Origin of the sequence: Chitinophaga rupis, assembly GCF_900109685.1 — a bacterium.
Lineage (GTDB): Bacteria > Bacteroidota > Bacteroidia > Chitinophagales > Chitinophagaceae > Chitinophaga > Chitinophaga rupis.
The window spans coordinates 58,908-83,770 of record NZ_FOBB01000003.1 but is presented as its reverse complement, the minus strand read 5'-3'; the positions used below and the strand labels follow the sequence as shown (position 1 = coordinate 83,770).

The window sequence follows — 24,863 nt, the reverse complement described above, 5'->3', positions numbered from 1 at the left end:
CTTCATTTACAGCATTCATAGCAGCAATAGAAGCATCCTCTTCAAATGTCACGCTGATTTATTTCACCAGCCTTTATACCCCTTTTAAAAACTGCTCCTGTATAAAATCTGCCACTGCTACCAGGTCATTGGTCTGTTCATAAATACGCAGCTGTTTGTCTGCGCCGGTGCCCTGTTCCAGGATCCGGCTGGTATTTTCAATGAACGGGCGGGAGCCAAGATCATCTACCACATCATCCACAAAATCCAGCAGCTCATAAATAAGAGCGCGGGCATTCACTTCCATTTCCTTTCCAAAATCAATCAGGTTGCCATCAATGCCATAACGGGAAGCCCGCCATTTATTTTCATTTACCAGGGCACGGTTATAAATAATGAAGTTCAGGTTTTGCGCGCGCAGCTTGTAGATCTTGGCGCATACGGCCTGGAACAGCGCCGCCAGGGTACAGGTTTCATCAGTCGTGAGCGGAATATCGCAAATGCGGAACTCTACGGTATTAAAGAACGGATGCACGCGCAGGTCCCACCAGATCTTTTTGGCATTATCAATACAGTTGGTTTTAATAAGCAGCTTCACATAATTATCATATTCCTCTATGCTGCCAAAATAATCGGGAATGCCGGTGCGTGGAAATTTGTCGAACACCTTGGTGCGAAAGGATTTGAAGCCGGTATTGCGGCCCTCCCAAAAAGGGGAGTTAGTGCTTAGTGCAAAAATATGCGGCAAAAAATAACGTACGGAGTTGGCTATGTGCAGGGCCATTTCCCGGTTCTCCATGCCAACGTGCACGTGTAAACCGAAAATAAGGTTGGAGCGCGCAGCATCCTGCATTTCATTCACGATCTCAAAATAGCGGGGATGGTCGGTGATCAGCTGCAGCGCCCATTCAGAAAAAGGATGGGTGCCGGATGCGCCAATACTGTAACCCAGGTCGCCGGCAATGGTCCAGATGGTTTTGCGTAGCAGGGCCACATCCTGCCGGGCTTCTTCAATATTGGTGCAGATCTGTGTACCTACTTCCACTACGGCCTGGTGAAACTCTGCTTTTACTTTATCGCGGATCAGCTTATGGGCCTGTTCTACGATCTTTTGCTCATGGGAGCAGAGTTCCCGGGTTTTCGGGTCCATCACCATGTATTCTTCTTCAATGCCAAGCGTGAATTGCATAAGGTTTAGTTACGAATGACGAAATTACGGATTACGAATGGATCAGCGCGGTTTATAGTAAATGTTGGGTTATACAGTCTGATTTAATGTCTGAATATTTGATATGTGTGATGCTTTCACTGCATTCCAATTCGTAATTACTCATATCGTAATTGCTTTCCATAGCCTGCCCCGCCCCGCGAGGCAGGCTATGGCCCGTCTTGCGGGGCCGTAATTCGTAACTGACAATTCGTAATTCTTCCTACGCTTCCTTTGCCTTCGCCTTCTTCGCTTTCACTGGCTCATCCTCTTTTTTCTTAACCGGCGCTTTCTTCTCCGCCGTCTTCTTTTCCACGCTCTTCTTCTCTACCGCTTTTTTCTCCGTTACTTTCTTCTCCGCAACTACCTGCGTATTCTCCTGCAAAAAGCCGCCCCAGCTAAGCTTTGCTGTACCCTTCTTAGCTGCCGCCGCTTGGGCCTTTTCAATTAAAAAAGCAGCGCTGGTAGCTACTATCCATTCAAAATTGGCTTCGCCAATGGTATGTATATCCGCTTCCGGGGCCGGGTTAAAGAAATCAATGGCATAGGGCACGCCCTGGTGCACAGCTATTTCCACAGTATTAAAATCATACCCAAGATATTGATTCAGCTTGGTTACCTGTTTCACCAGTGTTTGCTGCAGCTGCTCATCCGGCGTAAAATCAGCTTCATAACGGTGCTGGTGCAGGCGGCGCGGATCATAGGGCATAATACGTACCTGCCCGCCAATATAAAAGCAGCGGTAGTAGCTTTCAAAGTGAATTTCTTCCTGCAGCAGCATTACCTGGTGGCCGGTGGCGGCATGGCGGTGAAAGCATTCTTCGGCAGAAGTTACGCGGTGCACATTACGCCAGCCTCCGTCCGATAAAGGTTTCAGGTAAGCGGGAAAACCAGTATAGGCAAAAATGGCATCCCAGTCAAACGGGTAAGCCAGGTTACGGAAACTATCTGAAGTAGTATGCGCAGGATGCTCAAAAGTAGGCAGCAGCACGGTTTTAGGTACCTGCAACCCAGCCTTCAGGGCCAGCTCATTGTTCACAAATTTTTCATCGGCGCTCCACCAGAAAGGGTTGTTAAGCACCACCGCGCCGTTTAATGCAGCATGCTTTACCCAGGAACGGTAAAAGGGCACGTGGTGGGATATACGGTCCAGGATCACAGCATAACCGGTATCCTGCCCCTGTATCACCTTATCTATTACCACAGCTTCCGCCTGAATGCCTTTATTGTTTTGCTGGTTTATTCTGTCAATTAATGCCTGCGGAAAAATAGTTTCCTGGCCAAAGAGCACACCTATTTTTTTCATGGTTGAATTTTTTTTGTATGATGATCTTGCATGGTTTCAATCTTACTTGATCAGGGATAAATAGTACGGCAGCATCTCCTTCCACCAGGACCAGTCATGCACTGCATTGGGGCGTACATCCAGCCAGTGGGAGATCTGCTTGCTGGCCAGTATGGCCGATAAATGTTCGTTCTGCGCACGGGCCACATCATGCTCCGCCACACCTAATATGATGCCCATGCGCCAGAGCGCAGCAGCTTTATTGCCCGGCATATAATCCACCGGGTTATTAAAATAAACGTTGTCATCATAATGCCCGTCCAGGCGGAAACGTACATCAAACGTACCGCTCAGGCTAAACAGGTAAGATACTTTCTCCGGGTAGCGGAAGGCAAAGTTTGCCGCATGGTACCCGCCAAAGCTGCACCCTGCCACGGCTACACGCTGAATGCCGGTTTCCTGCACGGCGCGTTCCAGCACCTCGTGCAGCAGCGCCTGGTCATAACGGGTATGGTTATAGGCCCGCGCTGCAGGGGGAATGTGCCGGTTATACCAGCTGTGATGATCTATGCTATCGGGGCAGTAAATGCGTACCAGCTGCTGATCCACAAACCAGCGCAGGGATTCAATCAGGCCCCTGTCTTTGCTTTCGTAATGCCGGCCCATTGAGGTGGGGAACAGTATCAGCGGGTATCCCTCATCACCGAACACCAGCATTTCAAAATCTTTGCCCAGGTAGGGCGAATGCCATTTGTAATAGTTTTCCGTCACTTACTAAAAATAGCGAAAAATGGTGGGATTTTGTTACCGCTGCACTGCACATCTCTGCATCCGCTGCATTCCAATTATTCATAACCATAATTATTTTCAATGGCATTCCCCGCTGGGCGGGGCAGGTTATGTTCCGCTTCGGCGGGATCGTAATTCGTAATTGAAAAATTCGTAATTGTAAAACAAGAAGGGTGTCTCAATATATGAGACACCCTTCTTTATCAGGAAGAAAATATTGTGCTTAGAAGCTATAACGCAAACCTACCTGCATGTTCCAGCGGGAAAGGAAGTTGGAATAAGCCCAGGGCTCCTTCGTGTACTGGTTAGTGCCGAATTGCGGGTTAAAGGTAAAGGTAGGCGTGTTGGGATCTATCCAGGCAGTGGTTTTAGCCAGGTTAAGCGGTTGCAGCTCCTGGTTAGTATTACCCGGGTAGTAAGCACGTCCCCAGTTCTTGTTCAGCAGGTTGCTTACGTTAAAAATATCGAAAGTAAGGCTCAGTGTATGATCCTTAATTACAGCAAAATCTTCGGCCACTTTCAGGTCAAAGTGGTTTTCCCAGGGCAGGCGTGCGCCATTCCTTTCGGTATTCTTACCCACGTGATCGCGCAGGTATTTGTTGGAATTCACATATTCCTGGAACATAGCATACTGCTGCTCCGGAGTATAGGTTACTGCACTGGCGCCGGTACCTACTACTAAGGTGCTGAACTGGGCTGCGCTGTTGGGTATATACATCAGGTCAGCGCTGTTGCTGGTGTTGGCGGAGGTACGGGTGGTACCATCATCACCATTCACATCACCAAAATAAACATAGGAAAGCGGCTGGCCAGACTGGCCGGTGTACACTAAACCAATGTTGGTAGAGAACTTACCATACCTGAAGCGTTTGCCAACATAACCCACAATGCGTGAACCCTGGTCGTAGTTGTTACGGGCCAGGTCCAGGTTGTTAAGGCCATTGATGTTATAGGCAAAACGGTAGTTGGAAGTAGCGGTAGAAGAAGTACCATCATTCACACCGTAAGAGTGGCCCAGGCTGTAAGACAGGCTGGCCGTCCAACCCTGGCTGAATGATTTCTGCAGCTGTGCGGTAATGTTATAAGAGTAACCTTCAGTGGTATTACCCAGTGACAGGATCTTGGTAAAGTTCGGGTCTACCAGGGAACCATAAAAAGGACGCTTGGTATCGCCCAGGTTAATAGTGCCGGTAGAAGGCGCCAGGTTCAGATCATGATACAGGATGTCCTGGATGGTTTTGGTATAAATACCTTCTAAGGTACCCACAATGCCGAAAGGCAGCTTCTGGTCAATGGCCAGGTTAGCACGCAGCACCCGCGGGAATTTGAAATCACGTTCTGTTACGTCAATTTCAGTAGGCGCTGGCGTACCGCCGGTGCTGGGGGCCGGACGGTAAGGATTGTTAGGATTGAAGGTGATACCTGCAGCTTTTACCGCAGCGGCATTGTTGGCAGAATAGCTGATCCTGGTCACACCGGTACCTGCGTATTGGTTAGAGATCCATACAAAAGGAACACGGCCGGTAAATAAACCTACACCGCCACGCAGCTGGGTAGTACCGTCTTTTTTAACATCCCAGTTAAAACCAGCTCTTGGAGCCAGCAGTATCTGCGACTTAGGCATTTGATTGGTAGCCACATTATTTGCTTTGGCTATTGCTGAATTATTGAAGAAATCATTGGCAGCCGGTTTATTGAAGAACACCGGCATGTCTGCCCTGATACCGTAGGTCAGCTTAAAGTTATCAGTAACATCAAAAACATCCTGTACATACAGGCCAAACTGAGCGGCATGCATTACAGAAGCTGCCAGGTCGTTACCACCTTTGGTAGAGTAGTTGGTGGTGTAGCTGTTCAGGGCAACATTCGCCTTAAAGGAATCTATGCTGTTATAGCTATAGTTACCTAATATACCCTGCATAAATACGTTGTTGGTATTATAGAACTGGTTGTCCGTACCAACGGTGAACGTATGCTTGCCGTAATAAATGGTTAAGTTATCAGTAATGGTATAGTTGTTCTGGTCCAGTTTGTTGGCTTGTGAGCTGTTCTCTGTACCAAAACGGTAAGTAGCGCCATTATCTGAAATGCTTACAGCCGGGAACGGATCGCCGGGAGTAGCGCGGTTATCACGGGTAGCATTATACGTTACACGCAGCATATTGGAAAACCTGCTGGATATATTGGAGTTCAGCTCCAGTACAGTAGAGTTGTTGGTAGAGTTGAACTTGTAACCGTTATTCAGGAAGCTCATAGCTGTGCGGGAGTCGCTGATGATCAGGTTGCTGCCTTTTACAAAGCTGTGGCGGAGGGTCAGCTTGTTCTTTTCATTGATGTTCCAGTCAACACGCGCAAAAACGGAGTTGGCTTCTTTCGGAATGCTAATATTGTTGTAAGCACCCGGATCATAGCTCCAGCCGGGGTGTTTGGTCTCATCTTTCAGGAAATCGCTCAGGTCCTTTACCACATTTGCGTCAATGGAAGAAGCGCCGCTGCCGGGCTGGAAGTCCAGCGGACGGCTGCGTCTTTGTCCTTCATAGTTAACGAAGAAGAACAGCTTGTCTTTAATGATCGGGCCACCTAAACGGGCGCCAAAGGTCCAGTCATGGAAATCACCATATTTATCACGGGTATCGGCACTTTTACCTACAAAAGACTGGTTCTGGTTAAAAGTGTAGGCAGATCCGTGCATCTGGTTGGAGCCGGAACGGGTTACTGCATTCACACCACCACCGGTAAAACCGCCCAGTGTTACATCGTAGGGAGACAGCACTACCTGTACCTGCTCAATAGCGTCAAAAGGTATAGGGTTGATGCTGGCCTGTCCGCCGTTGGTGCCGCTGGCTGCAAGGCCAAATACGTCCGTAGCATTGGCGCCGTCAATAGTGAACTGGTTATATTTATTACTTGCGCCGGCAAAGGAAATACCCATGGTAGAGCCGTCAGAGGCGTCCCTTCTGGCCTGTGCCTGTGGTACCAGACGCACAAAATCGTTAATGTTACGGCTGGTAGTAGGGAGGGTTTGCAGCTGCTGCTGCGACAAGTTGGTTTGGGTACCCTGTCTTTCGGGGGAAATAAGGGCGTTCCTGTTATAGATCACCTCTACTTCGTTCAGCGATTTGGAGTTGTCCTCCAGCTGAACATTCAGCTTGGCGGGTACACCCAGCTGCAGGGAAATATCCTGGTAGGTACGGGTTACATATCCTATAAAGGTTACTTCTATTTTATAGGGGCCGCCAACCTTCATGTTAGGGATGTTGAACCGTCCTTCTGCCTGGGAAATGGTTCCGTAAACGGTTCCCGTAGGTACGTGGGTGGCTTTTACGGTAGCCCCGATAAGTCCTTCATTCTTATTGTCCTTTACAACACCGGTAAGGCTACTCGTCGTAACCTGAGCATAGGAAAAAATAGTACTCAGCACGAGGGTAACAGTGAGTAGAAATTTGTGAAATCCCATAATTCTAGCAAGTTTGATTTACCCCGCAAAATTGAGAAATAATCATATTAAAATTTTAACGGTAAATTAACAAATTGTTAAGGTGTGATGGTTTTTATTAGGCGCTACAGGCTGCTTGGAGGTTATTTAATTCTATGCCTGTACGTTTCTATTTATTCAAGGACTGTTCACAGAAATTAACATTCTTCAAATCTATTTGTTTTTAATATGTAAAAAATGTGGAAAAGTGGCGGTGTTTTTGCAGTGCCCGGGCTCATAAGCCTGATTTTCGGTATAGAGATCAGCTTTTATAAGCCCGTTTTCCGCTCATTTTTTCAATAAAAATGCCACCTCAACCCCGCCTCACTCCCGGATCAAGTCCACGTCAAGTCCACCTGTTTCTCTATTATTATTAATGTAGTCTCCGTGTGAACAAAGTGAAATACCCGTTGTTAATTAAGGAAAAGCTCATCCTATGGCTATCTTAAAAGGTCCTATGAAGCTGGAGGGCAGGGTAGGAGACCTGATCTTTTACCGCCGCGGTAATAAAACCTGCTGCCGCAGCATGCCTGCCTACAAACCCGGCAGCATGACCACTGCCAGTAAGCAAAGCGCCGGCGAGTTTGGCCAGGCCAGCAAGGCAGGGAAATTATTCCGCCAGGCGCTCATCGGCCTGTGGCCCATACCACAGGATAGCGGTATGGTGAACCGCCTGAATAAAACGATGTACAGCGCCCTGCGGTCCGATCCGCATCCGAGAGGCCAGCGGGTTATTACGCCCCTTGCTTTAAAGGAGGCCCTGAAGAATTTCCGGTTTAATAATAAAGCAGTCCCTAACATCCAGGTTAGCTGCACCCGGGAAAAGGGGCAGCTGCGGATCCTTTTGCCCGAGCATTGGGTACAGCGGTTAAAATGCCCCCGTTATGCCTCCCATGTGCAGGTGCAGGTAGCTGCCCTGGCTATGGATGCCACCACCGGCGCCTGCCGCAAAGTGGCTACCGTAACGGATTGCGTAGCGCTGGATGCTTCCCACAGCGGTGTTTTACCCCTGCTGCAATCGCCCCCGGATCAGAGGCTTACCACCGTAGTGGTGCTGCAGCTGCGTTTTATTAAAGAAGAAGCAAATGGTCAGATCTATTCCTCTGCAGAAAAAACAGGGATGCTGTCCTGTATAATAGAAGTATTGCTGCCGGAGAAAAAGCTCAAACCGGCGCTGGAAAAGCGGCCCTCGTCACGCCCCCCGGCAGCCTTGCCGGGTAAACAGCCGGTAGCCATTACCCGCAAAAAGCCACGTGTGCCGGAGGCCGTTGCCGCGGCCCCGGGCCGTAAAACACTGGTCCACGCACCGCAACCTCATGGCTTCCACGAAAGTCCCTCGTAGCCTCCCCATCCCCAGGCAACTTATTCCCCCTTTCCTGCGTATAAATAGCAGTAGCGCAAACGTGCTGCGTTTCGCGCTGCGCATTAAGCGTTAAGCGTTTCGCGTTAAGCGTTCCGCATTTTAATTTTGCTTTTTCATGACAATCACAACTATGCCATCAACCAGGGGCCCCTGCACCTGGTTTTTCTTTAACTGTACCTGGATCAACATCTTAGGAATAAGGATCCGCAATTCATACGTGCAGGGAGGCACTTACCTCCCGGTACCTTACCTGCCCATAGCAACCTAATTTGTGCTAACTTTGCCCATTATTTCAACTGACTGATCTTTATATATGCTAGACACAATTGAAGCAGCCCTGGACGACATTAAAAAAGGAAAGCTGGTCATAGTAGTGGATGATGAAGACCGTGAAAACGAAGGCGATTTTGTGACGGCCGCTCACAACGTAACACCTGAGATCATCAACTTCATGAGCATACATGGCCGCGGCCTTATATGCGCGCCCCTGGTAGAGGAGCGCTGCGAGGAGCTGGGCCTGGAAATGATGGTGCGTGACAATACCGCCCTGCACCAAACTCCCTTTACCGTAAGTGTAGACCTGTTAGGACATGGCTGTACCACCGGCATCTCTGCCCACGACAGGGCCAAGACCGTACAGGCGCTCATTGATCCCAATACCCGCCCCGAATACCTGGGCAAACCCGGACACATTTTCCCGCTGAAAGCCAAAAAAGGCGGAGTGCTGCGCCGCGCCGGCCACACAGAAGCCACCATTGACCTGGCCCGTTTAGCTGGTTTTGAACCCGCCGGCGTGCTGGTAGAGATCATGAACGAAGATGGCTCTATGGCCCGTCTGCCGCAGCTGCGCGAGATAGCCACTAAGTTTGACCTGAAGCTCATCTCCATAAAAGACCTTATCGCTTACCGCCTGCGTACAGAAACTTTGATAGAAGAAGAAGTACGTGTGCAAATGCCCACCAAATACGGCAACTTTGAGCTGATAGCTTTTAAGCAGCTGAACTCCGGCGATATGCACATGGCCCTGAAAAAAGGAGATTGGGAAAACGGCGAGCCCGTGCTGCTGCGCGTACACTCCTCCTGTTTTACCGGCGATATCCTGCACTCCCTGCGCTGCGACTGTGGTGAGCAGCTGCACGCTGCCATGACCATGGTAGAAAAAGAAGGCAAAGGCCTTATATTATATATGAACCAGGAAGGCCGTGGTATTGGCCTGCTGAATAAACTAAAAGCCTACAAGCTGCAGGAAGAAGGCCGCGACACCGTGGAAGCCAACCTGGAGCTGGGCTTTAATATGGATGAACGTGATTATGGTATTGGCGCGCAGATCCTGCGCCACCTGAACATCAGCAAGATCCGTCTCATGACCAACAACCCCCGCAAGCGCGCCGGCCTGAAAGGTTATGGACTGGAGATCGTTGAGAATGTACCCATCGAGATCCATCCCAACCCGCACAACGAGTTTTACCTGCAAACCAAGCGGGATAAGTTGGGACACGAAATTCTTGGGAGAATTACGAATTAATCAATTACGAATTACGAATTGAGTACTACATAAAAAAAGGCCTGCACATATGTGCAGGCCTTTTCATTTATGTTCTTTTTAATAGTTTAATGCCTTATTATCTTCGATACTAATCAACCAACAAACTCAATCATCTGCTGCATTCCATTCGTAATTCGTAATTGATTAATTCGTAATTGATAATTACTCTTCCCCCGTTTTCCTTTTCAGCGTATCCTCCGGCTTCAACGCTTCCGTGCGCCTCATAGAATCCAGTAAGCGCCGGGAGGGGCGCCTGCTTTCAAACAGCTCCCGTAGCCGGTTGTACTCACGTACATAGGAAATACCCAAACCGGCCTTATTACGGTTCACCAGGTTATATACGTCATAATCTGTTTTACTAAAGGCATTGATACGGATACGGCCGTCCTGGGTCAGCAGGTATTCAACCCGGAAGTCACCGGCAAAGCGGTTGGAGGTTGCGCTGGTAGCCGTTCTTCCCCAGTCGTAATCACCACCAACGTATAAGCGTACACGATTATTGAACAGGTTACTGGTGATACCAGCGCTTAGCTGGTTACGGTCCATGTTGGTATTATCCTGGTTGCCTATGTTATAGGCCCGGTAATTCACATTCACGCCAATACCGCTGTTCTTCAGGATAACGCCGGTAATATTATTCAGGATGGCAGATGCCTGGGCCGATAAAGCCTGGCCCACACTGTTCTTACCCACTATGCCTGCGCTGCCGGTAGCCGCATTATCATCTGGTATGAACTGGTTAAACAGCAGCAGGCCATACACCTGCAGCAGCGCCTTGTTCTGGTCCTGGTTAATTTCCCGTATACGTGCAGCCACGCCGCTTTCATAGGAAAGCGAGCCTACATCCGGCAGCTGTATCTCGTAGGCAATATCCGGTTTCATCATTTCACCGCGCAGGTTTATCACTACATCCACCCTTTCCTGGCGGGTAGCCAGCTTATCGCTGCTAATGGCCGCAGAGGCGTTGGCGTTATACTGGCCTACCAGGTTATATAAGCTTACTTTGGGTACGCTGTATTTGGCGGTAATGTTCATGCGGGCTTCCCGCGGATCGCCATTCCAGGTAATGGTGCTGTTCTTGGTAATATCAAATTTCCAGCTGGTAAGGCGCTGAAAGGTAAAGTTGTAAGATCCGTTGTTGATCTCGTAATCCCCGAACATGGAGAAGTCGCCATCGGTATTCACATTGATCTGCAGGTTCCCGTTACCGTTGGCGGAGATCACATCGCCGGTAGTGGCATCCAGGATCACATCTATCTGTGCATCCGGGTTGGCGGCAATATCCAGGCGTATGTTCAGGTTCACATTATCCTTCTTTTTCTTTTTAGGCTGCTCCATTTCTGTGCCGTAGGTCTTAAAGGTAATGTAGTCGTATTTACCAATATCCTTTGTGTCAGACATCGGCAGGTAAAAGTGCGTGCCTTTCACCGGGCGGGCCAGTATGTGCAGCTGCATATCATTCAGCGGGCCGGAGAAATATACTTTACCGTCTGCGATCACATCCCCGTAAAACAGGTCGCTGTCTGCCCCGGTAGTGTTCATGAACATGAACTTGCGGCCGGTAACGTCAAAGTCAAAATTCAGCTTGGAGAAATGATCGTGGGAAATATAACCGCTGGCGCTTGCCCGGTTATTGTACTTATCAACAATACTAAAGTTGCCGAACTCTATCAGGTTATCATCCACATTAATATTCAGCCGCGGTATTTTATAATAGGTACCCAGGTATAATACACGGATGCCTACACTATCCAGCTGCACTTTGCCTTTTACAGATGGCTGATCCGTAGTGCCGCTAATAGTAAGCTTGCCGGTGGCCAGGCCGGAAAGGCGGTCCACATAATCGCCCAGGTATTGGTTCAGCGGGTCAATGGAAGTGCCGTTCAGGTCTACAGTGCCGCTAAGCTGGTTATTTTCTTTGGTAAGGCCGGCAATGCCTTTTATGGTAAAGTTGCGGCCTGCATTTTTGGATTCTATCTCAACGTTGGATTCGCCGGTTTGCTGCCGGTAACCGCCCCTGATGGTCACCAGGCCCAGTGAATCATTGTTCAGCTTTAAGTTGCTGGCCGTAATGTCTGCATCAATATCCAGGTTGCGCGTAGGGTCAGATATGTTGATCACACCATTGGCCTGCCCCTCAACCGGCATGGGCAGCAGCTGTGCGGGAATAGCATCGGCCAGGTTCAGGTTTTTAAGCGTGATCATAAAGCGCGATTCATCTGGGTTAAACTCATTGGTTTCTACCGTAACGCTTTGATCATTGCGGGTAATGCGCAGGTTGTTAACGGTAAGGAAATGCTTGCTCCAATAAATTTCATTCCCGGCTGTAACATTCCACTGCCGCTCATTTACTGTAAAGGAGCTGTTCAGGAAGTTGATCTTTACCCCATCATTCACAGTAACTACCCGGGCATAAAAACCATCCATGTTGGTGGAGTCCTGGCTGGCCTGCACATCCATCTTTATAAAAGAAGTATCGTGGCCTGAGCTGGCCAGTATCAGCGGGTTTTGCAGCCATACACGGCTACCGGAGTACACCTTGCCAATGCTGGTGCTTACATTGATCTTATTAAAATTGCCGTTGCCTTTTACTTGCAGATCCTGCACACTGTAGCCCTGGTAGGCGGCCTGCGGCACAAAGGCATTCAGGGAAATGCTGCCCTGCATGGTATTTAAGCCACCGCTTATCCGGGCCTGGTCAAACCCGGAAATATCTTTTGTAAAGGCATGTATCAGCTTATCCACCTGTCCAAACTGGAAGGCAAACGTAAAATCCTCTTTAATATTAGCTGTAGGTGGGGAAGAAAAGAAGCTGGGATAATACTTATTCAGGAACAGACGGAAGGCATCCGGCAGCTCCACAAAACTATAGGTGCCTTTTACATAGCCGGTTATCTCGCTGCCCACAATGCCCAGCACCTTGGCATTGTTTTCCATATGGGTGCTGATGTTGAGGGAATCAAAATCCACTCGGCTCTGGTTCTTGTACAGGGATACGTCGTATATACGTGCGGTACCATCAAAGTTATCAATGTTGTCACCGGCAAAATTCAGATCCAGCTTGGTTTGCAGGGTAATGGAGTCCGGTGTAAGGCGCAGCGCTTTCAGATTGCTTTTGCGGATCTCTGAGTTGAATTTGAACACTGGTACAGAGTCATTAAAGTCAATGGTACCGGCAAAGTCCATATCCAGGTTAGGATCCTTTACTGTCAGGGAGCCGTTAAAGAACTTGCGGTTCATTTCGCCCTGGGTCTTAATATTCGTATAGGTATAATCGTAGAGGGCTATTGCCTGCACATCCGCATCCAGGTTAGCCTTCAGTGTTCTTATATTAAAGCCTGCGCCGTTCACTTTTGCGCTGAGGGAAATAGTGGAAAGCTGCGGCACATCCAGCAGGGAGCCCAGGTTAAAATTATTGGTGGTAAGGCTACCGGAGTACACCGGTACATCGCTGCTGGTCTTAAAGTTCAGATCCGAGCTTACATTCCCCAGGTTGGTCTGAAATTTACCGTAGGCCACAAAGTCATTCACAAAACCGGTAAAGCTACCCTGGAAGGCAATGTTGGAAAGGCGGTCTATATGCAGCTGCGGCACATCTTTAATAGTAGGGAAAATGCGCTGTACATCCTCACCGGTAGTTACCAGGTCCGATGCCTGGAAGTCGATAAAGGTTTCGTTGATCTCCGGCAGGCCGCGCATTTTAAAATGCCCTTTCAGGCGGGTGGTGTTGCCGGCCTGCAGGCTTACGCTGTCTGCATCCAGGTTGCTCACCGGGCCTTCTACCACGCCATTCAGGGATATTTCCCTTTTCCAGCTGGCAAGGGGCGGGGCAAAGTAGGCAATATCGTCAGAAGATAAGGTGCTGTTCACAAAACGCGCTTTCATAAACACCAGGTCCACGTAATCACTCATGTCGCCAAGATCAGAGTACTGCATGGTGTAATAGTTGCGCAGGTGGCTGCGGTTGGTAATGAGGTCCATTTGGGAGAACTCCATTTCCACCGGCGACATTTTAAAACGCGCTGTCAGCTTTTTTACTTCAAACCCGCTGCGTTCTTTCGTGCGCAGGGTCAGGTCGCCGATAATACTGTCTTTTATAAGGCTGGTGTTCAGCAGGGTCAGGTTTATATCCGCAAAGCGGATGTGGTCCGGATCAAAGGCCCCGGCACCCAGGGGCCTGGTATCTTCCAGGTCCTCCAGTCCAAACACCCCGTTGCGTACCGCCAGTTCCCTTACCAGCAGCTTCCAGTTACTGCTGTTCCAGCGCAGCTGCCCGGTGCTGTCTATAGCCGGTAAGGACGAATTGGTGCTTTTGCTCTTTTTATGCCGCAGGGGAGAGGCGGGGTAACGGCTAATAATAAACGAAGGTTGATCCAGCAGCAGCTGCTGGATATCTATATTATGTTTTTGCAGGTCCAGGTTCTGGGCATCCAGGTAGATCTGTTTGGCTGCTATGCGCATATCTTCACCCACCCATGCATCTATCTGGTTAATGCGTATGTTACGCAGGTCTATGCGGCGCAGGTCCAGGGCCACCCCGCCGCTGCTTTTGGGCGTGGTGCTGGTATCCGGGCCGGATGAGAAGGCATCTACAATAAACTGATAGTTCCAGGCCGAATCATTGCGGTGGCGCACCAGGTTCACCTGGGCGTTTTCCAGGCCTATGAACTTCAGCACGGGTTTTTCCTGGAAAAAGAACCAGTCGGTAATGCGCACCTGCATGGCGCCGGCATACAGCAGGGTATCGTGATGGCGGTCTTCAATATAAGTGCCTTCCAGGCGCGCACTGTTAAACAGCCGCAGGCTCACCCCTTTCACCTCCACTTTTGTATGCAGCTGTTCTGATAGCCGCCGGGCCGTTTCCTGCACCAGCCAACGCTGCACCGCAGGAATGTTCACCAATATGCCTATCAATATAATAATGCCCAGCAGTGATAGCAGGACAATCGTTAATATTTTACGTACTTTTTTCAGCGATCTGCATTTATCCGGCAAAAATACCATTTTCAGCCAGACCGAACCGGATTTTAGATTTTAGATTTATGATTGTAGATTTAATGGACAATCTTCAATAATTTCCAGCCATGCTTTCCACCTTTCTTGCTACTGCTTTGCTTATGACCACCGGTATACATTCCGCAGGCACGCTGCCTGTTAATGACACAGTTACGGCCAAACCTAAATATGTAATGGTGATACACGGCGGCGCCGGCACCATTCTGAAGTCGCAAATGACGCCGGAAAAGGAGCAGGCCTATAAAACGGCCCTGGAGCTGGCTTTGCGCAGCGGCTATACCATTCTGCAAAAAGGCGGCAGCAGCCTGGATGCTGTGGAAGCGGCCATACGCGTAATGGAAGATTCGCCTCTCTTTAATGCCGGAAAAGGCGCGGTGTTCACCCATGAAGGAAAAAATGAAATGGATGCCGCTATTATGAATGGCAAAACACTGGCCGCCGGTTCTGTAGCCGGCGTAACCGTGATCCGCAATCCTATTACCGCTGCAAGGGCCGTAATGGAAAAGTCGCAGCATGTAATGCTCACCGGACCGGGGGCGGAAAAGTTTGCCAAAGAGGCCGGGCTTGAGATCGTAGACCCCTCTTACTTTTATACGGAAGAACGCTGGAAAGCTCTGCAGAAAGTAAAGGCGGCAGATGAAAATAAAACGCAGCTGGACCATGATGCCGATACCACACGCAAAACCTCCCGCTTAGGCATAGAAAATAAAGATAATAAGTTTGGTACCGTAGGCGCAGTAGCGCTGGATAAGCAGGGTAACCTGGCCGCAGCTACCTCCACCGGCGGCATGACCAACAAAAAGTATGGCCGTGTAGGTGATGCACCTGTCATTGGCGCCGGTACCTATGCCAATAATGCCACCTGCGCTATTTCCTGCACGGGCTGGGGCGAGTTCTTCATCCGTTTATGTGTAGCCAAAACCGTTAGTGACCTGATGGAGTATAGGAATGAAACCGTGCAGCAGGCCGCCAACGAGCTTATTATGAACAAAGTGCCTGCCCTGGGCGGCGATGGCGGATTAATAGCTATTGATAAGAACGGGAACATTGCTATGCCTTTTAATACGGCTGGCATGTACCGCGGCAGTGTAACGGAGGATGGGAGAATTGAAGTAGCGATCTATAAAGAGTAAAAAAGTTGGCAGTTTGCAGTCGTTAGTTGGCAGTTGGCAGTCTGGGGCAGGGCTACGTTTTTTTGCTCATAACCCGCTTATCCGGCTCAAAAAATATTAACTGAATAGCTTACAATAAATGCAATTGACTAATGTGCGCATTACCACCTAATAGCTACTTCCAAAACTGCCCACTACACTAACGCACTACTAATATTGTGCGTAATACTTCAGCGGACTGCCAACTGCTAACTGCCAACTATCTCACCGCCTCTACATTATACCCTTCCTTTCTCAGTAACGCAATCACTCCATTAGGCCCACCCAAATGCCCCGCACCAAAAGCAAAAAAGCTGGGAGTAGCCTGTATCTGCTGTGTGATGATGGGGATCCACCTTGCATTCCGTTGATCCAGCAAAATATCCTGGAAAGGGCCAATGTCTTTAGACGATTGTGTAAGAGTATACAGCTGTTGAATGTCCTGTTTCTTATAGGCATTTAGCATGGTGTCGAACTGCGCGCGTTCTTCAGCAACATGATCCAGCATTTCCACTAACATGGCAGCTTCATCCTTATCAGGTATGCTGTCAAATACCGCTACCTGGTCCTGCAGGGTTTCCAGCCCGGCAATACTTTTTTGCTGTTCCCTGGCTATTTTCAGCAGTTCGTTCTCAACAGAAAAAGGCTCGTTGCAGAACAGGAACAGTTTAATGGTCAGCAAAGAGGTTAAGGCCATGGGTTTCATGCGGTCAAACATCGCCATATCCAATCCCACTTCCTTTTTACAGTAATCATTTAATTTTTGATAATCGGCAGGTTTAAACAACTTTTTCAGGGAGTATCCTTCGGGCATTAGCAGCAGCTGCTGCATTTGCTGCAGCATCAGGGAATCGTCCATATTAATTTCCAGGTACAGCTGCTGGCTGGCCTGTAATGCGGTGGTAACGCTGGCCGGGAAACTAAAATCCTTTTCACAAAGCAGGTGCATGGTGCCATACAGGAAAGATGGCTGCATCATGCCTTTGCCAGAGATCTTCCAGAGCAGGGAAGAGCTGGGCTTATCAGGGGCCGGCTGCGCCTGTGGCTGCAGCCAGGGCAGGCATAACAGCAGCGTGATCCATTTACGCATGTACAAAATTTACGGAAAGATAAGGCATTTGCATTCCTTTAACACAACTTAAGAAGAGCTTAAAATACACTTTTGTATTAAACGCAAAAAATAAACGTCCGTCTTATACCCGATAACTTTTTTAAGTGACCCACAAATCAGATTTTATGAACGGGATGAGCTTAATGGCTATAACAGCCATGATGACAACCGGTGCTTTTGCGAGTGCAGGCAACGGTAACGCAGACGATATTGCATTGAATAAAATGGAGATCCAGCAGCAGAAGCAACAGAATGATGATCTGCAGTCAAATATTGCAGATCAGCAGCAGGCGATCTATGACCTGGTACAGGTGAAAACAAGCTTAGAGGACGATATCATGACGATAGAAGCCAGGCAGCAGCGCGCGGAAGCAAACGGCAAGATCGCAAAAGCCAACCGCCTCGACAAACGAATAGCCTGGGATCAGGCCCTGCTGAAAGCAAATGAAGATCATATCCGTGAATACCTGGCAGTAGAAAGGAACGACATGCGCCTTATGAACCATAACGGCGAGCGCATAGATAATGAAGAAGCAGCAATAGCGAAAGACAAGGAATAATTACGAATTATTCAATTACGAATTACGAATTGGGTTGTGCAATGGGGTAGTAGTGCGTGTAAGTGCAGTAGCAAAGATTTTGAAGATATAGCATTACTAATACATTGGTCAAAAAAGATGGTAGGCAAAAAAGATGGTAGGCAAAAAAGAATTTGGAATAAAGGTTCCGTATAGCAATGGTTCCTTTTATAGAATGGCTTAAAGGATCAACAGAAAGTAATAACGGACAGTAATTGTAAATATTCGCTGCATTATAATTCGTAATTCGTAATTGAATAATTCGTAATTAACCCGCCAAGTCTTTCCAGATCAAATGCTTCATGCAACGCAGAAACCACCACCCGGTGAATAGCAGGGCTGTCAGGATTAGGATACGCAAAAGAGGAAATAATGATATCGTGTTCCAGCAGGTATTGATCAATATAGGGGTGATGAGGCGCCGGCTGTAACAGGAAAACGGGCAAATGGAAAGGGTTGTGTACAAGCGTGCTTTTGGCAACCTGCTGTTGTAGATAGTGGATGTTAAGCTGCAGTTTATTACGCCCTGCAGCGTACAGGGGTTTACTTTGCAAAAAGGCGTAAGCGTTGGCTGGCATAATGGGTGTGCTGCCGGTAAAAAAGGGTAGTTTTTTCATGGCGGAAATATCGGCCGCATGCCCTGCCACCAGCCCGCCTTCTACACTGTAAGCCTTTGCAAGGGAAGCCGTGATCAGGTACCGCACCGGCGGATGCAGGGGCAAAGTATGTACAATGCCTTCCCCTTCCGGCCCCAGTATACCGGCGCCATGTGAATCATCAATTACCACCATCACTTTACGCTCAATGGCCGATAGCCAGCTGAAGTCATGAATAGTGCTGGTTAAGGGATTCACCCCATCTGCGGCAATTACAAATGTATGATCTGGTTTGCTGTTGATGAGTGTAATGGTTTGCTGAACCCATTGTTCGTGGGCCATTGCCGGCAATACAGCATTATACAGGCGCAGCGCCGGATGTGTGCCGGGCGCATATAATACTTCTCCTTTGGTTTGTGCATAATGAATGGCCGCCTGCGCAGCCAGGTACCCGGATGAGAAAGCAGCAGCTGCCTGCTGCCGGAACAATACCGCCAGGGCATGCTCCAGCTCTTCGTATATACTTAAGCGTATATTGGCAACCCGAGAGGAAATAAATACCGGCCCAAACAGGTCGAGGCCAGCTTCAAATACTTCCCGGAAAGCCGTTTTTGCATGCGCGCCCAGGTAAGAAAAGCCGGAGAAGAAAAGATGACTTTTGCCATCAATGATTGCGGTTCTGCCAGGTGTGGTATCGGTATGAAGGGGGAACATGAGTTAATTACGAATTATTTAATTACGAATTACGAATGTAGCTCTTCGTGGTGATCTAATTCGTAATTCAGTAATTTATCATTGAGAATTAATTTATGATTTAATAAATAATTCCTATCTGCTTATATTCTAGTAGTTATCCAATTCGTAATTATTCGATTCGTATCCGTATTTGACTAATTCATGATTAGATCTATATCCTTCACGAACAACTCAATTCGTAATTCGTAATTGACTAATTCGTAATTGAATCCGGATCCTACTCTGCTTTCGTCCTCAACACAAAATAATACTCCCCGGATTTTACCTTCATATCAAAAAGCTGATCATCCAGGTGTACAATGGTAACCAGGTTTTCCGCACTGCGCAGGCCATTGCTGGCTGTTACACTGATAATGCTGCCGTTGCTGAGCAGCGAATATTTACCCGAATCCGGTTTATTATCAATAGTGGCAATAAATACATTATTATCCAGGAACTGGTAATATACGTTGCTGTAGTAGCCTCTTTTAAGATCAGTAGCCTGTGTGATCTGTGTATTGTCATACGGATCGCCGGCAGGTACCTGCACATCATATACCCGCCACTTTTTATGCAGCAGCAGGCGGTTGGCCTTGTTGCTGTTGCAGGCCAGCGTGGTAAGGAATAGGAATAATAACAGGTAACAGCTTCTTTTTATCATAACATTTTATTTACGCTCCGACATATGTTTGTTAAAATCATCCGACTTCCCTTTGGGAATAGACAGGCTTTCCCAATGCTCCTGCAGCAACATTTTGCCAATATACACGATCTGTCCCACATGATACGGGATATGTGCCAGCTGCCGGTTAATGGCATCCACTACAGCATGCGGTTCCGTGCGGATGTACACCGTTTTTTCCAGGTCGGCCTCCTGCAGGCTGTCCAGGGCGCCCATCATACAATCCCAGCCTTTGTTCCATAGCTCCAATATGGTTGCTTTGGATGCCTGGCTGTTCTCAAATTCTGCATCCCGGTTGCGCCAGGGCTTTTCGCCGTCGCTGGTCAGGAAATCGGTCCAGCGGGAAAGCATGTTACCGCTTATGTGTTTAATGATCAGGTAAATGCTGTTGGAGCCATCATCCGGCTGCCAGTTCAGCTGAGCTTCGTTTAGCCGTTCCAGCGTTTTCTCACCCAGCAGGCGGTGAGTGATGAAGCGTTTCTTTACGCTATCCAGATAAATATTAGCGAATGACATAAAATTATCAATTACGAATTATTTAATTACAAATTACGAATTGGGTACTTCATTTTTGTACTGCATCACATCATCAATCTCACCAGCACATTAGCATATCAGTACATTAGCACATTCCAAGCCATCTGCACATCTAATATCCTTCTGCACTATCATCTCCCCGCTTATCACCCACTGCTTCCAGCAGGCCCTTTTCATTTACCCTGATTAACTCTGTGCGGCCAATAACATCGCCACGCACAACTTTATAACCCATCTGCTCCAGGGAGGAGACCACATCTGCAGGGAAGTCCGGCTCCACATCCACCTGGTCCGGCAGCCACTGGTGATGGAATTTACTTTCAAACACCACCCGGTCAGCAGGCAGGTTAAATTCCAGTATATTCATCAGCGTTTGAAACACAGATGTAATAATGGTAGATCCGCCCGGCGTACCTGTTACCACATAAGGTTTGTTATTCTTTAATACGATCGTAGGTGTCATGGCGCTGAGCATGCGTTTACCCGGCGCTATGGCATTGGCTTCCGTGCCTAGCAGTCCGTACATATTCGGTACACCTGGTTTTACACTGAAATCATCCATTTCATTATTCAAAAAAAAGCCGGCGCCGCCGGTTACTACTTTACTGCCATAGTTGCCATTTAAGGTAGTGGTTACCGCTACGGCATTGCCCTGGTCATCCATAACGGAGAGGTGGGTGGTTTCCATGCTCTCTGCCGCTACATTGCCGGCTTTTACGATTTCGCTGCTACCGGCTTTGTGCGGATCATAATCTTTCATCCTTTCCTGCAGGTATTTTTTAGACGTAAGCTGTTGTACAGGTACTTTTACAAAATCAGGATCGCCCAGGAACTGCGCCCGGTCGGCATAAGCGCGGCGCTCTACTTCTATCATCAGTTGAACAGCCTGTGGTGAATGAAAACCCCAGGCAGCGAGCGGGTAATTTTCCACCATGCCCATCATCTGCTGTAATCCTACACCACCGCTGGATGGCAGCGGCATGGTTAAGATCGTATAACCTTTATAGTTAAAAACCATGGGTGTTCTTTCCCGGGCTTTATAAGCTTTCAGGTCGGCAAGTGTTATCAGGCCATGGCCGCGCTGCATTTCGTCTGTGATCAATTTGGCGGTAGGCCCTTCATAAAAGCCGGCTTGCCCTTTATCGCGAATCCTTTTCAGGGTCTGGGCCAGGTCATGCTGTACCAGCGTATCGCCGGCCTGCCAGGGCGTATCCTTTTCAAAGGTGTTGGGGCGGGTGTTCAGCTTACGGAAATCAGCTGCGTATTTATTCAGTTTACGGGCTTCTAACGCCGTTATTACAAATCCTTTTTCTGCCAGCATAATAGCAGGCGCTATCAATTTGGTCATAGGCAGTTTGGCATAACGCAGAGATGCAAAAAGGCCAGCCACTGAACCGGGCACACCGGCCGCCAAATGACCATCCTGGCTAAGCTGTGTGTTGGCTGCGCCACTGGCATCCAGATACATATCGCGTTGCGCTTTGGCCGGCGCTTTTTCACGGTAGTCAATAGTAACATTCTTTCCATTGCTTAAATGTGCCACCAGGAAACCGCCGCCGCCCAGGTTGCCTGCAGCAGGGTACACCACGGCCAGCGCCAGCTGGGTAGCAATAGCTGCATCTACCGCATTGCCGCCCTGCTGCAATATCAGCGCACCGGCCTGGCTGGCCAGCGGGTGTGCGGATACCACGGCGCCATGCGCCGCCACTACCTGTTTTTGTATGCTGTAATGATACGGATCGATCTTAGTGGGCGACTGTGCAGAGGTGCATGCGGCAACGGATAGTAACAGGAGTGGTAATAACAATAAACGCATGGCAAAGCTTTGATTTTATAGAACTAAGGTACTACTTACAGTAGTTAGTAGCAAGTAGTGGTGCATACAGCGCGCATCATGTTTAAATGAAAGCATCTTATCATGAGGAACTGCCTGTTCCGGCAACCACTAAACGTTTTTATTCGTATTTTAAAGTAACCAAAATCTGTAGCATATGAAAAACCCACTGACCACTCTTAGGTTGAAACCCACTTTATTGCTGTTAACCTGCCTGCTCACTCATATTATGATCGTAAAGGCGCAAACCGGCACTATCCAGGGTACTGTCACAGACGGCCGCGCACCATTAGCAGGTGCTACCGTTCAGGTAGAACGTACTAACAAAGGCGGATATACGAATGCATCCGGTGCTTATACGCTGAGCATCACCCCCGGCAGTTACACCGTTATTGTTAGTTATGTAGGTTATGCTACACAGCGGCAGCCTGTTACGGTAACTGCAGGACAAACAACGCAGCTGGATTTTAAGCTGCCGGCCAGCACAACTATGAATGAGCTGGTAGTACTGGGCAACCGCACTTTACCGCGCACGCAAACAGAAACCCCGGTGCCCGTAGATGTAATAGACATTAAACGGGTAGCCGCCGATGCGCCACAGGTATCCATTAACCAGATCCTGAACTATGTGGCGCCCTCATTTAGCTCCGGTACACAAACAGTAGCAGATGGCACAGATCATATTGATCCCGCATCCCTGCGCGGCCTTGGTCCGGACCAGGTGCTGGTGCTGGTAAATGGCAAGCGCCGCTATAATACCGCGCTGGTGAATGTAAATGGAACATTCGGCCGCGGCGCTGTAGGCACGGATATGAATGCCATTCCCACAGCCGCCATTGACCGTATTGAAATACTGCGCGATGGCGCCGCTGCGCAATATGGCTCTGATGCTATTGCCGGCGTTATCAACATCATTCTTAAGAACAGCGTAAATCGTTTAAACGTAAGCGTTACCACCGGCGCCAATGTAACGGATAAATCGGTTGATAACATTGACGGGCAAACGGTGCAAACTGCCGTAAACTATGGTATACCGGTAGGGGAGCGTGGCGGCTTCATTAACTTTGGCGGTTCTTATGATTACCGCAACTACACCAACCGCTCCGGCCCCTGGCAGGGCCCTATATACCGCACCTATCCCGGAGCAGTAGACAAAACAGATTCCTTTCTGGTAGCCAATAACATTACCCGCGATGATATCCGCATGCGGGTAGGCCAGTCCAAATTACGCAGCGGGCAATTATTTGTAAATGCCAGCGTACCCATGGAAAATGAAGCGGAGTTTTATTTGTTCGGCGGCCTGGGCTACCGCAATGGCCAGGCAGCCGGTGTGTACCGCCTGCCCAGCGATAGCCGCAATGTGCTGGACATTTACCCGCTGGGATTTTTACCGGAGATCCATTCTGATATTTATGATAAGTCGCTGGCCTTTGGCATCCGGGGTAACCTGGGTAAGTGGAAAGTAGATGTAAGTAATACCTTTGGGCAGAACCAGTTTATTTTCAGCGTGGAGAACTCCCTGAACGCTTCGCTGGAAAAAGCATCGCCTACACGCTTTAGCGCCGGCGGACCTGTGTTCACGCAGAACACCACCAACCTGGATTTCTCTCAGCGTTTTGATGTGCTGGCAGGCCTGGATGTAGCCTTTGGCGGAGAATACCGTTTTGAAAATTACAAGCTGGAAGCAGGCGCAGAAAATTCCTACACCGATTATGGCCGTGCTACTAAAATAGGCGTGGGTGCAGATGGTAAGGATATCCTGGTACCTGATCCGAAGGGCGCAATAAATACTAAATTCGGGCCCGATGGCACTGCGAGAGCCGGTGGCGCGCAGGTGTTTCCCGGCTTCCGCCCGGAGAATGCAGTGAATACTTCCCGCAGCTCCATTGCAGGTTATGCGGATGTAGAAGCCAATTTCAGCAGCGCATTCCTGTTAGGCGGCGCCTTACGTTTTGAGAACTATAACGATTTCGGCTCTACGCTGAATGGCAAGCTGACAGCCCGTTACAAGCTGAGTGAGAAAACTGCGTTGCGCGCATCCGGCAGTACCGGTTTCCGTGCACCATCCTTGCACCAGCGTTTTTATTCCAGCACCTCTACACTTTTCGTAGATGGGCTGCCGTATGAAGTAGGCACCTTCACCAATGATAGCCGTCCCGCACAGCTGCTGGGCATTCCACAGCTGAAACCGGAGAAATCCAAAAGCCTGAGCGCTGGTTTTACTGGCGCTTTTGGGAAGTTTAACTTAACAGTAGATGGTTATTACACCCGCATCAACGACCGCATTGTATATACCGATCAGTTCTCCGGAAGCAATGCACCCGGCGCTTCGCCGGTTGATAAAGAGATCTACCAGCTGCTTTCACTCGCTAACGCCAACCGTGCTGCATTTTTTGCCAACGCTATCAACTCTGAAACAAGAGGGGTGGACCTGGTGCTGACCTACGGTACCCGTTTAGGCGCCGGCAGCTTCCGTGCAGACTTAGCCGGTACTTATTCTTACACCCAGCAGGTGGGCGATATCAAAGCATCCGCAAAGCTGGCAGGCAAGGAAAATATTTACTTCAGCCGCGCCAGCCGCATTTACCTGGAAAGAAGTGTGCCGCGTGAAAAGATCAACCTTACCCTAACGTACAACATTAAACGTTTTAATGTATTTGTGCGCAATGTATACTTTGGCAGCGTAGAAGAAGCCACTAATGATCCCGCTTTTTTCCAGACATTTGATCCGCGTGTGGTAACAGATGTAGCCGTAGGGTATAAATTCACACCGGCTATAAAGCTCAGCATCGGTTCTAATAATGTGTTTGATATTTACCCGGAGAAAGTGGAAAACCCTGCCAATACTACCAATGGCCAGTTCCTGTATAGCCGCCGCGCTACACAGTTTGGGTATAATGGGAGGTTTTTGTTTGCGAGGCTGGAGCTGAATTTGTAGAAGATAAGAAGAAAGAATAATTTAACACGGATCGTAAAGAT

Annotated in this window: 16 protein-coding genes; 6 read left to right on the top strand and 10 right to left on the bottom strand. The window is 48.8% G+C overall.

Going from position 1 to position 24,863, the window contains the following annotated elements; all coding sequences use genetic code 11:
* Positions 1 to 73 precede the first annotated feature (73 nt).
* The 4 genes from BMZ54_RS13420 to BMZ54_RS13405 all read right to left on the bottom strand — a co-directional run bounded on the left by BMZ54_RS13420 (position 74) and on the right by BMZ54_RS13405 (position 6,717).
* Positions 74 to 1,168 (bottom strand): carboxylate-amine ligase, encoded by a 1,095-nt coding sequence (locus tag BMZ54_RS13420; protein ID WP_089912153.1) that lies wholly within the window; start codon positions 1,166 to 1,168, stop codon positions 74 to 76.
* A gap of 241 nt (positions 1,169 to 1,409) precedes the next feature.
* Entirely contained in the window at positions 1,410 to 2,492 is a 1,083-nt protein-coding gene (locus tag BMZ54_RS13415; RefSeq protein ID WP_089912150.1) for a hypothetical protein, read from the bottom strand.
* Between the two features lie 42 nt (positions 2,493 to 2,534).
* Positions 2,535 to 3,242, bottom strand: coding sequence for an esterase family protein (locus tag BMZ54_RS13410; RefSeq protein WP_089912147.1), 708 nt, complete (start codon positions 3,240 to 3,242; stop codon positions 2,535 to 2,537).
* A gap of 241 nt (positions 3,243 to 3,483) precedes the next feature.
* Entirely contained in the window at positions 3,484 to 6,717 is a 3,234-nt protein-coding gene (locus tag BMZ54_RS13405; protein ID WP_089912144.1) for a TonB-dependent receptor, read from the bottom strand.
* Between the two features lie 454 nt (positions 6,718 to 7,171).
* On the opposite strand from BMZ54_RS13405, the gene BMZ54_RS13400 reads away from it, so the two are divergent.
* The 3 genes from BMZ54_RS13400 to BMZ54_RS13395 all read left to right on the top strand — a co-directional run bounded on the left by BMZ54_RS13400 (position 7,172) and on the right by BMZ54_RS13395 (position 9,623).
* Positions 7,172 to 8,077, top strand: coding sequence for a hypothetical protein (locus BMZ54_RS13400; RefSeq protein WP_089912141.1), 906 nt, complete (start codon positions 7,172 to 7,174; stop codon positions 8,075 to 8,077).
* Positions 8,078 to 8,213: 136 nt separating this feature from the next.
* Positions 8,214 to 8,366, top strand: coding sequence for a hypothetical protein (locus BMZ54_RS32940; protein ID WP_156093015.1), 153 nt, complete (start codon positions 8,214 to 8,216; stop codon positions 8,364 to 8,366).
* A gap of 45 nt (positions 8,367 to 8,411) precedes the next feature.
* Positions 8,412 to 9,623 (top strand): bifunctional 3,4-dihydroxy-2-butanone-4-phosphate synthase/GTP cyclohydrolase II, encoded by a 1,212-nt coding sequence (locus tag BMZ54_RS13395; protein WP_089912138.1) that lies wholly within the window; start codon positions 8,412 to 8,414, stop codon positions 9,621 to 9,623.
* Between the two features lie 183 nt (positions 9,624 to 9,806).
* Here the strand turns inward: BMZ54_RS13395 and BMZ54_RS13390 are convergent, their stop codons facing one another.
* Entirely contained in the window at positions 9,807 to 14,639 is a 4,833-nt protein-coding gene (locus tag BMZ54_RS13390) for a translocation/assembly module TamB domain-containing protein (protein ID WP_162277531.1), read from the bottom strand.
* Between the two features lie 89 nt (positions 14,640 to 14,728).
* On the opposite strand from BMZ54_RS13390, the gene BMZ54_RS13385 reads away from it, so the two are divergent.
* Positions 14,729 to 15,793, top strand: coding sequence for an isoaspartyl peptidase/L-asparaginase family protein (locus BMZ54_RS13385; RefSeq protein ID WP_089912132.1), 1,065 nt, complete (start codon positions 14,729 to 14,731; stop codon positions 15,791 to 15,793).
* Between the two features lie 238 nt (positions 15,794 to 16,031).
* Here BMZ54_RS13385 and BMZ54_RS13380 read toward each other — a convergent pair whose 3' ends face one another.
* Complete coding sequence (locus BMZ54_RS13380) at positions 16,032 to 16,901, bottom strand: TraB/GumN family protein (RefSeq protein ID WP_089912129.1); 870 nt, start codon at positions 16,899 to 16,901, stop codon at positions 16,032 to 16,034.
* A gap of 146 nt (positions 16,902 to 17,047) precedes the next feature.
* Here BMZ54_RS13380 and BMZ54_RS13375 point away from each other — a divergent pair, with 146 nt between their 5' ends.
* Entirely contained in the window at positions 17,048 to 17,482 is a 435-nt protein-coding gene (locus BMZ54_RS13375; protein WP_089912126.1) for a hypothetical protein, read from the top strand.
* Between the two features lie 251 nt (positions 17,483 to 17,733).
* Here BMZ54_RS13375 and BMZ54_RS13370 read toward each other — a convergent pair whose 3' ends face one another.
* From BMZ54_RS13370 to ggt, 4 genes are all read right to left on the bottom strand, one after another.
* Entirely contained in the window at positions 17,734 to 18,810 is a 1,077-nt protein-coding gene (locus BMZ54_RS13370; protein ID WP_089912123.1) for a pyridoxal phosphate-dependent aminotransferase family protein, read from the bottom strand.
* Between the two features lie 259 nt (positions 18,811 to 19,069).
* Positions 19,070 to 19,492, bottom strand: a complete 423-nt coding sequence (locus BMZ54_RS13365) for a hypothetical protein (protein WP_089912120.1) — start codon at positions 19,490 to 19,492, stop codon at positions 19,070 to 19,072.
* Between the two features lie 6 nt (positions 19,493 to 19,498).
* A complete protein-coding gene (locus BMZ54_RS13360; RefSeq protein WP_089912118.1) occupies positions 19,499 to 20,029 on the bottom strand; it encodes a DUF1572 family protein in 531 nt (176 codons plus the stop codon).
* 133 nt (positions 20,030 to 20,162) lie between these two features.
* Positions 20,163 to 21,866, bottom strand: a complete 1,704-nt coding sequence (gene ggt, locus BMZ54_RS13355; RefSeq protein WP_089912115.1) for a gamma-glutamyltransferase — start codon at positions 21,864 to 21,866, stop codon at positions 20,163 to 20,165.
* Positions 21,867 to 22,041: 175 nt separating this feature from the next.
* Between ggt and BMZ54_RS13350 the strand changes: the two genes are divergently transcribed.
* Positions 22,042 to 24,822: a TonB-dependent receptor gene (locus tag BMZ54_RS13350; RefSeq protein ID WP_089912112.1), complete on the top strand. Its 2,781-nt coding sequence runs from the start codon at positions 22,042 to 22,044 to the stop codon at positions 24,820 to 24,822.
* Positions 24,823 to 24,863 lie beyond the last annotated feature (41 nt).